The organism is Flavobacterium sp., assembly GCF_041911335.1.
Lineage (GTDB): Bacteria > Bacteroidota > Bacteroidia > Flavobacteriales > Flavobacteriaceae > Flavobacterium.
Map to the genome: position 1 here is coordinate 61,102 of NZ_JAYRPD010000019.1, position 13,567 is coordinate 74,668.

16 protein-coding genes are annotated in these 13,567 nt (G+C 32.6%); 5 read left to right on the plus strand and 11 right to left on the minus strand.

What is annotated here, in order from left to right; genetic code table 11:
* Positions 1 to 21 precede the first annotated feature (21 nt).
* Together ACE3PD_RS02280 and ACE3PD_RS02285 are read right to left on the minus strand one after the other, a co-directional pair.
* Entirely contained in the window at positions 22 to 630 is a 609-nt protein-coding gene (locus ACE3PD_RS02280; protein ID WP_374399139.1) for a PolC-type DNA polymerase III, read from the minus strand.
* 1 nt (position 631) lies between these two features.
* Positions 632 to 2,551 (minus strand): DUF294 nucleotidyltransferase-like domain-containing protein, encoded by a 1,920-nt coding sequence (locus ACE3PD_RS02285; protein ID WP_374399141.1) that lies wholly within the window; start codon positions 2,549 to 2,551, stop codon positions 632 to 634.
* A gap of 194 nt (positions 2,552 to 2,745) precedes the next feature.
* On the opposite strand from ACE3PD_RS02285, the gene ACE3PD_RS02290 reads away from it, so the two are divergent.
* The 5 genes from ACE3PD_RS02290 to ACE3PD_RS02310 all read left to right on the plus strand — a co-directional run bounded on the left by ACE3PD_RS02290 (position 2,746) and on the right by ACE3PD_RS02310 (position 5,848).
* Complete coding sequence (locus tag ACE3PD_RS02290) at positions 2,746 to 3,114, plus strand: hypothetical protein (RefSeq protein WP_374399143.1); 369 nt, start codon at positions 2,746 to 2,748, stop codon at positions 3,112 to 3,114.
* 117 nt (positions 3,115 to 3,231) lie between these two features.
* Positions 3,232 to 3,840 (plus strand): YqaA family protein, encoded by a 609-nt coding sequence (locus tag ACE3PD_RS02295; protein WP_374399145.1) that lies wholly within the window; start codon positions 3,232 to 3,234, stop codon positions 3,838 to 3,840.
* A complete protein-coding gene (locus ACE3PD_RS02300; RefSeq protein ID WP_374399147.1) occupies positions 3,837 to 4,115 on the plus strand; it encodes a DUF3817 domain-containing protein in 279 nt (92 codons plus the stop codon). Before ACE3PD_RS02295 ends, ACE3PD_RS02300 begins: the two co-directional genes overlap by 4 nt.
* The gene (locus ACE3PD_RS02305) at positions 4,115 to 5,362 is read left to right on the plus strand and encodes a mechanosensitive ion channel family protein (RefSeq protein ID WP_374399149.1); all 1,248 of its coding nucleotides are present in this window, start codon (positions 4,115 to 4,117) and stop codon (positions 5,360 to 5,362) included. Before ACE3PD_RS02300 ends, ACE3PD_RS02305 begins: the two co-directional genes overlap by 1 nt.
* Before the next feature lie 99 nt (positions 5,363 to 5,461).
* Positions 5,462 to 5,848, plus strand: a complete 387-nt coding sequence (locus ACE3PD_RS02310; RefSeq protein WP_374399151.1) for a glyoxalase — start codon at positions 5,462 to 5,464, stop codon at positions 5,846 to 5,848.
* Positions 5,849 to 5,922: 74 nt separating this feature from the next.
* On the opposite strand, the gene ACE3PD_RS02315 is transcribed toward ACE3PD_RS02310, so the two are convergent.
* The 9 genes from ACE3PD_RS02315 to hisD all read right to left on the minus strand — a co-directional run bounded on the left by ACE3PD_RS02315 (position 5,923) and on the right by hisD (position 13,548).
* A complete protein-coding gene (locus tag ACE3PD_RS02315) occupies positions 5,923 to 6,591 on the minus strand; it encodes a DUF2461 domain-containing protein (protein ID WP_374399153.1) in 669 nt (222 codons plus the stop codon).
* 102 nt (positions 6,592 to 6,693) lie between these two features.
* Positions 6,694 to 7,083, minus strand: a complete 390-nt coding sequence (locus ACE3PD_RS02320) for an acyl-CoA thioesterase (protein WP_026725850.1) — start codon at positions 7,081 to 7,083, stop codon at positions 6,694 to 6,696.
* Between the two features lie 78 nt (positions 7,084 to 7,161).
* Positions 7,162 to 7,761, minus strand: a complete 600-nt coding sequence (gene hisIE, locus ACE3PD_RS02325; protein WP_374399155.1) for a bifunctional phosphoribosyl-AMP cyclohydrolase/phosphoribosyl-ATP diphosphatase HisIE — start codon at positions 7,759 to 7,761, stop codon at positions 7,162 to 7,164.
* A 76-nt stretch (positions 7,762 to 7,837) separates the two neighbouring features.
* Positions 7,838 to 8,593, minus strand: a complete 756-nt coding sequence (gene hisF, locus ACE3PD_RS02330; protein WP_374399157.1) for an imidazole glycerol phosphate synthase subunit HisF — start codon at positions 8,591 to 8,593, stop codon at positions 7,838 to 7,840.
* A 62-nt stretch (positions 8,594 to 8,655) separates the two neighbouring features.
* Positions 8,656 to 9,399: a 1-(5-phosphoribosyl)-5-[(5-phosphoribosylamino)methylideneamino]imidazole-4-carboxamide isomerase gene (gene hisA, locus ACE3PD_RS02335; protein ID WP_374399159.1), complete on the minus strand. Its 744-nt coding sequence runs from the start codon at positions 9,397 to 9,399 to the stop codon at positions 8,656 to 8,658.
* Between the two features lie 24 nt (positions 9,400 to 9,423).
* The gene (hisH, locus tag ACE3PD_RS02340) at positions 9,424 to 10,005 is read right to left on the minus strand and encodes an imidazole glycerol phosphate synthase subunit HisH (protein ID WP_374399161.1); all 582 of its coding nucleotides are present in this window, start codon (positions 10,003 to 10,005) and stop codon (positions 9,424 to 9,426) included.
* A 78-nt stretch (positions 10,006 to 10,083) separates the two neighbouring features.
* On the minus strand, positions 10,084 to 11,235 hold the full coding sequence (gene hisB, locus ACE3PD_RS02345) for a bifunctional histidinol-phosphatase/imidazoleglycerol-phosphate dehydratase HisB (RefSeq protein WP_374399163.1): 1,152 nt from the start codon (positions 11,233 to 11,235) through the stop codon (positions 10,084 to 10,086).
* Positions 11,207 to 12,268 (minus strand): histidinol-phosphate transaminase, encoded by a 1,062-nt coding sequence (gene hisC / locus ACE3PD_RS02350; RefSeq protein WP_374399165.1) that lies wholly within the window; start codon positions 12,266 to 12,268, stop codon positions 11,207 to 11,209. The genes hisB and hisC overlap by 29 nt, the downstream gene beginning before the upstream one ends.
* A gap of 5 nt (positions 12,269 to 12,273) precedes the next feature.
* Positions 12,274 to 13,548 carry a histidinol dehydrogenase gene (gene hisD / locus ACE3PD_RS02355; protein WP_374399167.1) on the minus strand — a complete coding sequence of 425 codons (1,275 nt, stop codon included), beginning with the start codon at positions 13,546 to 13,548 and terminating at the stop codon, positions 12,274 to 12,276.
* Positions 13,549 to 13,567 lie beyond the last annotated feature (19 nt).

The window sequence follows — 13,567 nt, forward strand, 5'->3', positions numbered from 1 at the left end:
ATCAAACGCTTCATAGGATAATTATATTTCTAATTTCTTCTTCAATTTTAAGAAAAGTAATGCGGTAATAAATGCATCACCACTTGCGGTATGTCGGTCTGATTTTTTGATTTTGTAAATATCACACAATTCATCTAATGATGTATGTTGTTCGTATGGTAAATATTTCAACTTTTGATACATAACATCAGTATCCATTGCCTGATTTTTCAAGGTTCCAACATTTAATCTGTCTAACGCTTGATTTATCATTTCAATGTCAAAATCGACGTGATGCCCTACCAAAGTAGCATCTTTAATAAATTCCAAAAAACGAATTACGGCTTCCGCTTCGACAATTTTTTCTTCTTTTCCTTCTTTTAAAATCCCATGAATTGGAACTGATTCGGGTTTAAAGATATCTTGTTGGAGAAAAACTTCCATAAAATCACCAACAATAATTTGGTTATTTTGAATAGCAACTGCTCCAATAGAAAGAATTCTATCTGATTTATAATCCAAACCAGTTGTTTCGCAATCAAAAACCACATAGCGCTTATCCTTACTCTGATTTTCATCAAAATAAGACAAATAGGTTTCCCAAAATTTAGGATAATCTTTTACTATTTTCTTAAACCAATTGAACTTCATATTACGTAAAATAAGTTAATTGGAAACGATTTTTAATCACTTCTTGAATATCGTTAATCGGTTGGAAATCGTTTTTAAGTTTTACTTTATCTAATTTTGATAACTCACTTAAATTCAAATACCTACCATCATTTTCATTTTTCAAACCTTCTTCGGTTCTGAACTTTAGTAATTCGGCAAAAGCATCGGCACAAGCTTCATAAACGGGTGCATTTTGAGGTTCTAATTCGGCTAATTTTGAATATCTTGAAATCGTATTTGCAACATTCTTAATTCCTTTGCTTAAGGATAAAATTCGAGCCGCATCAATCAAAGGCATTAAAGCTCTTCCTTTTAAATCAAAGGTGTCTTTATGTTCGCCATCGCTTTCTACTAAAAACTGACGGAAAAACCCTAAAGGTGGCGGATTTTTTAAAGCATCAGCTCCTAAATAAGCAAAGAACAACTGATTATCATTGGTTTCTTCGTGAATCGTATTACTAATTGCATCTACCAAATCTTCATTTCCATAAACAAAATCATAATCAAAGAAAATGGTACACATTAAAATTCCTTTTTCGCCTGGAGCATTAATCCATCCTTTGAATTGGTGTTGCCAATCGGTTACCGATTTACACCAAAGTGGATTACTCGCCATCATTTCGGCTGGACAATACTCGTACCCAACTTTATTCAATGTTTTCGTTACTTTTTCTGCTAAATCAATAAAATATTTTTTTACTGCATCGTATTTATCTTCTGGAACATCTTCAAATACAATAGCATTATCTTGATCGGTAAGCAAAAGCTGTTCTTTTCTACCTTGACTTCCCATGTTCATCCAAGCAAATTGGGCTGGAGGAGGAGTTCCAATTTTTTCAATGGCTAATTCAATAGCACGTTTTGTTATCGCTAAGTTAATTTCACCAACAATTGACGTTATATGATTAATAGGAACATTTTTATCAAGCGAATGTTGGATTAAATCAGTTAATTTTTTTCTAACTTCTTTTAAATCAGCTGATTTTTGAGCGCGTTTTGATTGTTTTAAAAGTACTCCAGGATTATTCGCTTGGGCAACCACAATATCATGTTCGGTAATAATTCCAGTAATTTCAGAATCATTTGTTCCGTCTTTAGTTACACACAAATGAGAAACATTATGCTTTAACATCATAATTTGAGCTTCCGCAATAGAAAGATTGTCAGCTACTGTAATTACGGGTGAAGACATGATTTTATCAATCGTAACATCAATAGAATAGAGCCCTGTTGCAATTTTAGAACGTAAATCTTTATCGGTAACAATTCCTATAGGCTTACGATTTTCGTGAATAATCATGCTGCCAATTTTACTGCTTGCCATGGTTTGAGCAACAAATTTTACAATATCTGTAGGAGAAGCAGTAATCGGATTTTCGGTATATTTTATAGGTTGATAATACTGAATCTCTGCATTTTGATCATTATAAATAACATTTTCAGAAACTAATTTCCCTTTGTGATTTTTATCGTATGGATTTCTTGTATTAGAAGCGAAACTTTCTAATAAAAAACTCAAAACCTCTGGATTTGCTGCTACATAAGGTTTAAAAGTTTCAATAGGAATGGCGTAAACAATACTTTCTTCACGTGCTTTAGCCGTCATTAAGTAATTGTTTTTTGCGAAGAACGGACGTAAACCCAAGATATCGCCTTCGTCACATTTATCAATTAATACATCATCAGTATCCGAAGTTACTGATAAACCAATTGCACCAGATGCTACTACATAAAAAAAGGAATGCGTTGAATCATTAATTTTAAACAAAGTCTGTTTTTTTTCTAAATACAAAACCTGACACGATTTAGAAATCTCCAAAAGTTTAGCATATTCTAAACTAGAAAAAGGCGGGTAATGTTTTAAAAAATCGGTGATACGTTCAGCAATAGGGTTCTTCATAAAGATGTATAATTATACAAACGAAGATACAAAGTTTAGTCTGGTTATTAAAACAATTGTTTAAATTTTCTATTTTACATAATGTATATTATAATTCAATTACAAAACATTTTCAAATCTCTTAAAATACTGCTCAAAACGTTTGTGTAAAATTATAAGAAAGTTTAAGTTTGCAGTCCCTTATTACAAGAATCATGGAAAACAGACAAGCCCTTAAATTAATCGAAAAGATTCAGAAAGAATTATTTAAAGATAATTTTGAAGTTTCTGAAATTGTAACCGATTTAAAAAAACTAAGAGAAATTACTTTAGAATTAAATAATCCTGTTGTAACGAAAGCTTTGCGTTTAGCTTACGATCATTTAGAATGCAACAACGGATTTTTTATTGGTATTCCAGATGATGAACCTGTTGACAGTAAAGATGCTCAAGTTGAAGCCAATATTTCAGAAGAAAATAACATTGTAAGCTTCAATTATTTCCTTTCTTTACTTACCGATTTAGATAAGAAGAATAACGTATTAGATTTAAAAGAATACAACAAAGCATTTTTAGCGTATTAGATTAAATTCTATTTTACATAATATATAAATCGGTAATTAATATTTACCGATTTTTTTTGTTTTTCTTAACGTTATTATCTTTTCAATCTCATTAATTTTGTTCAAATTTTAACCCCGATGTCTAGAACTAAAAAATCAAGAATAAAATTACTTCACCAATACTACAAATACACAGGATTTTATTCCTTTATTTGGCAAGGTGTTAAAGGCGCAATTTTGCCTACAGCTATTATTGTTGCTATTCTTTTTTATGTAAATTATAAGGTTATCAATCTTAATGAAGCCATAGTTTATATTACACAAAATTTCAGTGATTTCTTTATTTTTGGAGTATTCCTGGCTTCTGAAAGTATCCTAGGATTAATTCCACCTGATATTTTTATCGCTTGGACAAAAAATACCGAAAGTCCTCTACTCTACTTGTCTATTTTAGCATTTTTGTCCTATTTAGGCGGAGTAATTGCATATTTCATGGGAATGGCAATTGCTGCAGTTCCATCAATAAATAAACATTTATACGGTAAAATGTCAAAGCATATTATTAATATGCAAAAATGGGGAGGCTTTTTAATTGCTGTTGGTGCGTTATTACCTTTACCTTTTGCAATAGCTTGTTTGGCTGCCGGAATGATTAACTACTCGAGAAAACATTTCTTCTTGTTTGGTTTACTTCGTTTCTTCCGTTTTATAATTTATGGATTTGTAATTTATTCTGCTTTATCATGATAAAATCTTTTCGCTCAATTGCGTTATTAGAAGGAATTTCAACTCTTGCCTTATATTTTTTTGCAATGCCAATGAAATATATCGCTAATGATCCAATTTATGTAAAAAACATTGGAATGGCTCACGGAATTCTTTTTATGTTGTATATTGCTTTTGCAATTCTGATTAAAAATGAGCAAAAATGGGATAGTAAAACATTCGCAATTGTTTGTTTAGCTTCTATTTTTCCGTTTGGAACCTTTTATATTGAGAAAAAATACCTGCAAAATCCATAATGAAAATCTTTAATTGGGCATACGATATTTTTAAAAGTCTCGATTTTAGCGATGCGCTGTCTTCTTATTTGAATTTAGCCATCAATATTGTTGTTCTTATTATTGTAGCTTATATTTTAGATTACCTTTTTAAGAAACTTTTCATTATTTTCTTGGCAATTGTAGCTGCTCGAACAAAATCCTCTTTTGATGATTTTCTTGTGGCTAACAAAACTGCCAAATATTTAGCACATTTAGTTCCTTTATTATTTATTTACAAAACAGTTCCTGTAATTCTAAAGAATTTTACCTATTGGGAATATATTTTTGAAAAAGGAATTAAAATTTACATCATTATATTATCGCTTTGGATTACCCGAAGTATTTTCAATTCGCTTCGTGATTATTTAAAACAGAAACCTCGTTTTAGTGATAAACCTATCGACAGTTACATTCAAGTCTTCATGTTGTTTTTGTGGTTGTTTGGAATTATTTCTTTCGTGCTAATTCTTTTCGATGTAAGCAAAACTACATTATTAACCACTTTTGGTTCGATTTCGGCGATTATCATCTTAATTTTTAGAGATACTATTTTAGGATTTGTAGCTAGTATTTCTGTTTCTGTAAATGACATGGTTCGCATTGGCGACTGGATTACGATGGAAAAATTTGGTGCCGATGGTGATGTTGTTGAAATTAATCTAGCAACCGTGAAAGTTCGAAATTTTGATAATACAACAACTACGATTCCAACCTATAGCTTAATATCGGATAGTTTTAAAAACTGGCGTGGTATGTTAAATTCTGATGGTAGAAGAATCAAACGTCATATTTTAATTAAAGCAAATTCGGTACGATTTATCCAAACAGATGAGTTAGAAAAATTCAAAAAAATTCAACATTTAACTTCTTATATCGAACACCGTCAAGCGGATATTGATAAATACAATACTAATAACAGAATTGATAAAAGTGTGATTGTAAATGGTCGAAACCTAACCAATTTAGGTTTGTTTAGAAAATATATCAATCAATATATCTTATCGCATCCTGGAATAAATAAAGATATGCAATTGATGGTGCGTCATTTGCAACCCACAGAAAAAGGAATTCCTTTAGAAATATATTGTTTTTCAAAAGATAAAACATGGTTGAATTACGAACATATTATGGCCGATATTTTTGATCACATCATCGCATCATTGCCTTATTTTAGTTTAGAAATATCAGAAATTAACGCATCAAGTTCAAAAATAACTACTGAATAATATAAAGTAATTAACAACTGATTCTTAATAACTTAAAATAGCCTTCATGAAATTGGAGGTTATTTTTTTTAACTTTAATTCAAACAAATTCACTTTATCATGAAAACGAAAGACGAATCGCTTTTAGAAATTAGAGGAGCAAGTATTGGTGTAATTAACGAACAATCAAGTTCCGAAGAAAAGTTTCAAAATCAGACATTGCGACCTATTTTGAAATTCCAAAATGAATTGTTTATTGAAGTTTTTAGAAATTACGCTGTCAAACAAAAAGGCGTTTATTTCACACTTTCTCCAGAGAAAAAGGAAAATTACATTGAAAACGCAATTCAACGTGATATTAAGTTTCGAAATTCATTAAAAGGAATTGTTTTCGGAATGTTTACTGTTTCCGAATACAAAGAATACACTCAAAATTCATCCAACTTAAACAATCGCATGATGAATTTATTGATTGAACGATTGAAAAGTCAAATTCAGATTATTTAATGTGAGAATAAGACAATTAGTCAATGTGCCAATGGAAAGGAAATAATTGACACATCGGCACATTGAACAATTGGCTAATTATAAAAAGATTCTCCATTCAAATCCGTACTCAATACTTCGCTCATATAGTCGAAGAAAGGTCGCATGGCTTGAAAAGTCGCTAAAACTTCTTCCTGAAAATTAGGAGCCAAAACTTCTTTGTCCGAAAAACTTCGAGTGAGTAAATATTGCTTTTTTCGAATCAAATCAATAGCTGGATGCGTTTTATCGAAACCTTTTGGAGCTGTTATTAACTCCTCGCCTTTCAATTCACCAAAGAATTTTTTGAAAGTTGAATCAGAAACAATCGTTCTAATTTCTTCATCATTCATTTCAAATTCTTTACGAATACGATGCAAATCTGCTGCATTGGGTTCCCAAAAACCGCCACCTACAAAACTTCCTCCAGGTTCAATATGCAAATAATAACCGCCACGAAGCATCGGTTTTGTTCGGGTGAACCCAACGCTAAAATGATTTTTATAAGGCGCTTTATCCTTAGAAAAACGAACATCGCGATAAATTCTAAAAATCTGAATACGTTCAATACTATCCATTTTTCCCAATTGCTCGCCTACCGATGTAAAAAACGTTTTGGCTAACTTTTGTTCGGTTTCAAAAGCTTTTTTATTTGTCGCAAACCAATCGCGGTCGTTGTTTTCTTTAAGTTGTTTTAGAAACTCTAAGGTTGATTTTTGTAGCATATTTTAATTTTTTTAGCCACTGATTACACAGATTAGCACGGATTATTTACTTTTAAAATTGTTTTAATCCTTTTAATCTTTTTAATCCGTGGCAAAATGATATTATTTTTTTAATCGATCTTCAATAAATTCGATTTGAGTTTTGCCATGTGGTTTTGGTTTACCATCTTCGCCTAAATTTACCATCGTGATGTTATCAATTGTAATGATTTTTTCGCGTGTCATCATGTTACGAACTTCGCATTTTAATACTAATGATGATTTTCCAAAATGTACCACATCTAAGCCAATTTCCACTATATCGCCTTGTTTGGCGGCACTCATGAAATTAATTTCACTCATAAACTTGGTCACCACTTTAGGGTTTTCCAATTGCACAATCGAATACAAAGCAGCTTCTTCGTCTATCCAAGCTAATAATTTACCTCCGAATAATGTTCCGTTGGCATTCAAATCTTCGGGTTTTACCCATTTTCTGGTATGAAATCGCATCTTGAATTTTTATTTTAAAGGTAATGAAATACATTTGTAAAAATAAATCCTCAATTAATTCTTTTATCAATAAGGGTATTACTTTTCTCTATTTTTCAAAACCTCCACCACATCATTTAATTGAAAACCTTTCGCTTGCAGTAAAATCAAATAGTGAAATAATAAATCGGCACTTTCAGATAAGAACAAATCGTTGTTGTTGTCTTTGGCTTCAATAACTACTTCAACGGCTTCTTCTCCAACTTTTTGTGCTATTTTGTTAATGCCTTTTGCAAATAAGGAAGCTACATAACTCTTCTCCGCATCGGCATTTTCTTTACGTATTGCAATGGTGTTTTCTAATTTTGATAAAAACCCAAATTCTTGATTATTAGATTCTTGCCAACACGTATCTAAACCTTTATGGCAAGTTGGACCAGCGGGTTTTACTTTCACTAAAAGCGTATCGTTATCACAATCTTCTTTAATGGAAATTAGTTCTAAGAAGTTGCCACTCTCCTCGCCTTTTGTCCACAATCGGTTTTTAGTACGACTGAAGAAGGTTACTTTTTTAGTTGCCAAAGTTTTGTCCAATGCTTCTTGGTTCATGTAGCCCAACATTAAAACATTTTTCGTTTCGTTGTCTTGAATGATAGCTGGGATTAGGTTGTCTGGGGTTTTGTTGAAGTTTACTTTCATGATATTCTGTTGCACAAAGTTTCACTAAGTTAAGCACGAAGTTTCACTAAGTTTCATTTTAAATTAATTCTTATTTCTATAATCTAATGATAATTTCTTTTCCCTTTAAATATTTTTTTAATTTAGGAATTTCGATTTCTTGATAGTGAAAAACACTGGCAGCTAATGCGGCATCAGCTTTTCCGTTGATAAATGTTTCTGCAAAATGTTCCATTGTTCCCGCACCACCAGAAGCAATTATGGGAATATTCACGATTTCTGATAATTGAGCTAAGGCTTCGTTAGCAAAACCGTTTTTGGTTCCGTCATTATTCATAGAAGTAAACAAGATTTCGCCAGCACCACGTTGCTCGACTTCTTTTGCCCAATCAAATAAATTTAAGTCCGTAGGAACTTTTCCTCCAACCAAATGAACTGTCCAATCGCCATCAATTTGTTTGGCATCAATAGCTACGACCACACACTGACTTCCATATTTGGCTGCAATCTCGTTTATCAAATTTGGATTTTTAACTGCTGAAGAGTTAATCGAAATTTTATCCGCGCCATTGCGAAGCAAAATATCCACATCCGAAACGGAAGAAATACCACCACCAACGGTAAACGGAATATTAATCGCAGCTGCCACTTTTCGAACTAAATCGATTAAAGTGGTACGACGTTCTTCTGTAGCGGAAATATCAAGAAAAACAAGTTCATCTGCACCAGTTTCAGCGTATTTCTTGGCTAATTCCACTGGATCTCCAGCATCTTTTAAATCCACAAAATTGACACCTTTAACAGTTCTACCGTTTTTGATATCTAAGCAAGGAATGATTCTTTTTGTTAACATAATTTAGTGATAAGTGATTAGTAAATAGTGATTAGCTTAAAGAACTTTTTACTTTTTACTTTTTACTTTTTAATAATATAATTTTCTAATTGTTTTAAGGTAATTCTGCCTTCATATATGGCTTTTCCGATGATGGTTCCTTCGCAACCTAATTCGGCTAACTTGGGTAATTCATCGAAAGTGGAAATACCTCCTGAAGCGATGAGTTTTAAATTCGACTCCGCTCGATTTGACAAATCGGAATCCAAAATTCTCTTGTATAATTCAAAACTTGGACCTTCTAGCATGCCATCTTTTGAAATATCAGTGCAAATCACGTATTGAATCCCTTCTTTCTGATAATTTTGAATAAAGGGAATTACTTCTTCTTTTGATTCTTCTAACCAACCTGAAATCGCTATTTTTTCATTCATTGCATCGGCTCCTAAAATGATTTTATCGGCTCCGTATTGCTGAATCCATTTCTTGAAAACTTCGGGTTGTTTGATGGCAATACTTCCACCTGTGATTTGATTCGCTCCACTTTCGAAAGCAATTTTTAAATCAGAGTCGGATTTTAAACCACCTCCAAAATCGATTTTTAAACTTGTTTTTGAAGCAATTTGTTCCAAAACTTTGTAGTTCACAATTCTACTGGATTTGGCTCCATCTAAATCAACCAAATGCAAATACTGAATTCCGTGTGCTTCAAAGGATTTGGCTACTTCAAGCGGATTTTCGTTGTATATTTTCTTCGAATTGTAATCGCCTTTGGAAAGTCGGACGCATTTTCCTTCGATGATATCTATGGCTGGGATTATTCTCATATCAAGTTCAATTTCAAGCTCAAATTATAAGTTTAAAAAGTTTTTCAAAATTTGTTCTCCGAAGATTCCACTTTTTTCTGGATGGAATTGTACTCCGAAAAAGTTATCGCGTTGCAATGCCGTACTATATTCGTGTTCATAATTCGTGGTTGCAATGGTATTTTCAGATAATGGCGCATAATAACTGTGTACCAAATACATGAATTCGTTTTCTTTAATTCCTGAGAATAATGGCGATTTCAGATTATAAACCGTATTCCAACCCATTTGAGGCACTTTTACTTCTTGAGAAAATTTCACAACATTGACATCAAAAATTCCTAATCCATTGGTATTGCCTTCTTCTGAATGTTTACACATCAATTGCATGCCCAAACAAATTCCTAAAACCGGTTGTTTCAGGGTTGGAATCAACACATCTAATCCACTATCAACCAGCATTCTCATAGTACTACTTGCCTCGCCTACGCCAGGAAAAATTACTTTATCAGCTTTCTTTATCGTATTCTTATCATTAGTAACAATTCCTTCAAAGCCAAGTCGTTCTAAAGCGAATAAAACACTTTGAACATTTCCGGCTCCGTAATCTATTATTGCTATTTTCATATTTTTATTTTTTGCCACGAATTAAAGGATTTTCAGGATTTTATAATCCGTGTTAATCTTTGTAATCTGTGGCTTATTTTACAACATTCCTTTAGTTGAAGGTAAAATCATTTTTTCTGTATCTCTTTTCACAGCTACTTTTATTGCTTTTGCAAAGGCTTTAAATATTGCTTCAATTTTGTGGTGTTCGTTTGTACCTTCTGCTTTGATGTTTAAATTCGCTTTTGCTCCATCGGTGAACGATTTGAAGAAGTGAAAAAACATTTCGGTTGGCATTTGACCAATCATTTCTCGTTTAAATTCTGCCTCCCAAACCAACCAATTTCTTCCGCCAAAATCTATTGCTACTTGCGCTAAACAATCGTCCATTGGTAAACAAAATCCGTAGCGTTCGATTCCTAGTTTGTTGCCTAAAGCTTTTGCAAAAACTTCGCCTAAGGCAATTGCTGTATCCTCAATCGTGTGGTGTTCGTCAACTTCTAAATCGCCTTTCACTTGAATATCTAAATCCATTTGACCATGACGTGCAATTTGGTCTAGCATGTGATCAAAAAAGGAAATTCCAGTGTTGATGTTGCTATTTCCTGTTCCGTCTAAATTTAAAGTGATAGCGATGTCTGTTTCATTAGTAGTTCTTTTAATAGAAGCTTTTCTTTCATCCAATTTTAGAAATTCGTAAATCTTTTGCCAATCAGTTGTTTGTAAAGTAATTACATTTTGCAATTCTTCTAATGAAGTTGCTATTTCGTTTCCGCCTAAGTTCTCTTCGTTTTTGATAAAAATCGCTTTAGAACCTAAGTTTTTTGCCAATTCTACATCGGTAATTCTATCGCCAATTACAAATGAATTCTCCAAATCGTATTCCGGATTATTCAAATACTTGGTTAACATTCCCGTTCTTGGTTTTCTGGTTGGAGCGTTTTCTTCTGGAAAACTTCTATCAATAAACATTTCATCGAATGTTACTCCTTCATTTTCAAATGCTTTGAGGATGAAATTTTGGGTTGGCCAAAACGTTTCTTCAGGAAAACTCTCGGTTCCTAAACCATCTTGATTGGTTACCATAACCAATTCAAAATCCAATTCAAAATCCAATTCCTTGACAATTTTACTTAAGAATTGAAACACTTTTGGATAGAATTCTAATTTGGTTAAACTGTCTAATTGATAATTTTCTGGTTCTAAAACCAAAGTTCCATCTCTATCGATAAATAATACTCTTTTCGGCATTGTTGAAAGTTTTTAGTAATTCAATAATTTGTTCAGTTTCTTCTTTGGTTCCAATACTTATTCGCAAGCAATTTTCACACAAAGGTTGATTGCTTCTGTTACGAACCACTACTCCATTTTCAATAAATTGTTGGTATCTAAAATTCGCATCATCCACTTTAATTAAAATAAAATTGGCATCTGATGGATATATTTTTTCAACAAATTCGCATTTTGAAAGTGCTTCGATGAGTTTATTTCGCTCCACCAATATTTTTCTAACTTGCGTTGGCATCGTACTTTGCAACAATTTTTTGACAGCAGTTTCTTGTGACAAACCGTTAATGTTGTAAGGTGGCTTAATTTTATTCAAAACTGCAATAATTTCTCTAGATGCATACAAAATTCCGATTCGTAATCCTGCCATTGCATACGCTTTTGATAAGGTTTGAGTGATTATCAAATTAGGAAAATCTTTCAAAACACTTAACCAACTTTCGTCTTTTGAAAAATCAATATACGCTTCATCAATTACCACTAAACCTTTGAATTGATTCAGAATTTTGATTACTGACGAATCTGTAAAAGAATTTCCTGTTGGGTTGTTAGGCGAACACAAAAAGATGATTTTCGTATTGTTATCTACAGTATTCAGAATTGCTTCTATATTCGGTTGAAATTCCTCATTTAACAATACTTCACGATTTTCAATAGCGTTGATGTTTGCTAAAACGCTATACATTCCATAGGTTGGCGGCAATGTAATGATATTATCGCGATTCGGTTCACAGAAAGCTCTGAAAATCAAATCTAAAACTTCATCACTTCCGTTTCCTAATAAAATAGTGTCTTTGGAAACATTATTTTTATCTGCAATAATGGATTTTAGTTCCTTTTGTTGCGGATCTGGATAACGATTCATACCGTTTGAAAATGGATTTTCATTGGCATCCAAATAAATCATGGGTTTTGTGAACTGTTCAAATTCATCACGTGCTGAGGAATAGGGGCTCAGTTTTTTAACGTTTTCTCGGATTAAGTTTTCTAAATTCATAGTTCTTATTTTAATCTTAGTGTAACTGCATTTTTGTGTGCTTGTAAACCTTCGGCCTCTGCCATAGTTTCTATTGCTTTTCCGATGTTTTGAATTCCCTCATTTGATATTTTTTGGAATGTCATCGCTTTCAAAAAACTATCTAAATTTACACCACTATAGCTTTTAGAATAGCCGTTTGTGGGTAATGTGTGATTGGTACCAGAAGCATAATCACCAGCGCTTTCTGGAGTATAATTTCCAATAAAAATCGAACCCGCATTTTGAATGCCATCAACAAAATAATCTTCGTTTTTTGAACATACAATAAAATGTTCTGGACCGTATTCGTTAATTAACGATAAAGCTGTTTTTTCGGTTTCTACAAAGATTAATTTGGAATTTTGAATGGCAACTTGGGCGATTTCTTGTCTTGGCAACTCTTTTAATTGTTTGTAGATTTCTTCTTCCACATCGTTTAAAATGTTTTTATTGGTAGTAACCAAAATCACTTGACTGTCTTTTCCGTGTTCGGCTTGACTTAGTAAATCGGAAGCTACAAAACTTGGAATTGCCGTTTCATCTGCATACACTAATAATTCACTTGGACCTGCCGGCATATCAATGGCAACTCCATTTTGAGAAGCGAATTGTTTCGCAATGGTTACAAATTGATTTCCTGGTCCGAAGATTTTATACACTTGTGGAATGGTTTCTGTTCCGAATGTCATTCCGGCAATCGCTTGAATTCCGCCTACTTTGTAGATTTTTGTTACGCCGCACAAATCGGCAGCATATAGAATTGCGGAATTAATTTTTCCATTTTTATCCGATGGCGAACACAATACAATTTCTTGACAACCTGCTAATTTTGCAGGAACAACTAACATCAAAACCGTTGAAAATAAAGGTGCAGTTCCACCTGGAATATACAGTCCTACTTTTTGAATCGGACGTTTTTCTAGCCAACACGTAACTCCGATAGTTGTTTCTACTACAATTTTATCTGTTTTTTGAGCAGCGTGAAATTGTTCGATATTTGATTTGGCTAATTGAATTGCTTCTTTTAATTCCTGTGAAACTTCACTTTTAGCGATTTCAATTTCTTCTGATGTTACTTGAATATTTTCTAAAGTTACACCATCAAAGAAAGATGTATATTTTGCAATCGCTTTATCACCTTTTTGTTGTACTTCTTTGAAGATTTGCTTTACCGTTTCTTCTACGTCTGAGAAAGTTTGGGTTGGTCTTTTGCAAATTTCTGACCAAGTTTCGGGTTGTGGGTTGTATATTTTTTTCATGATTCTATATTCTAAATTC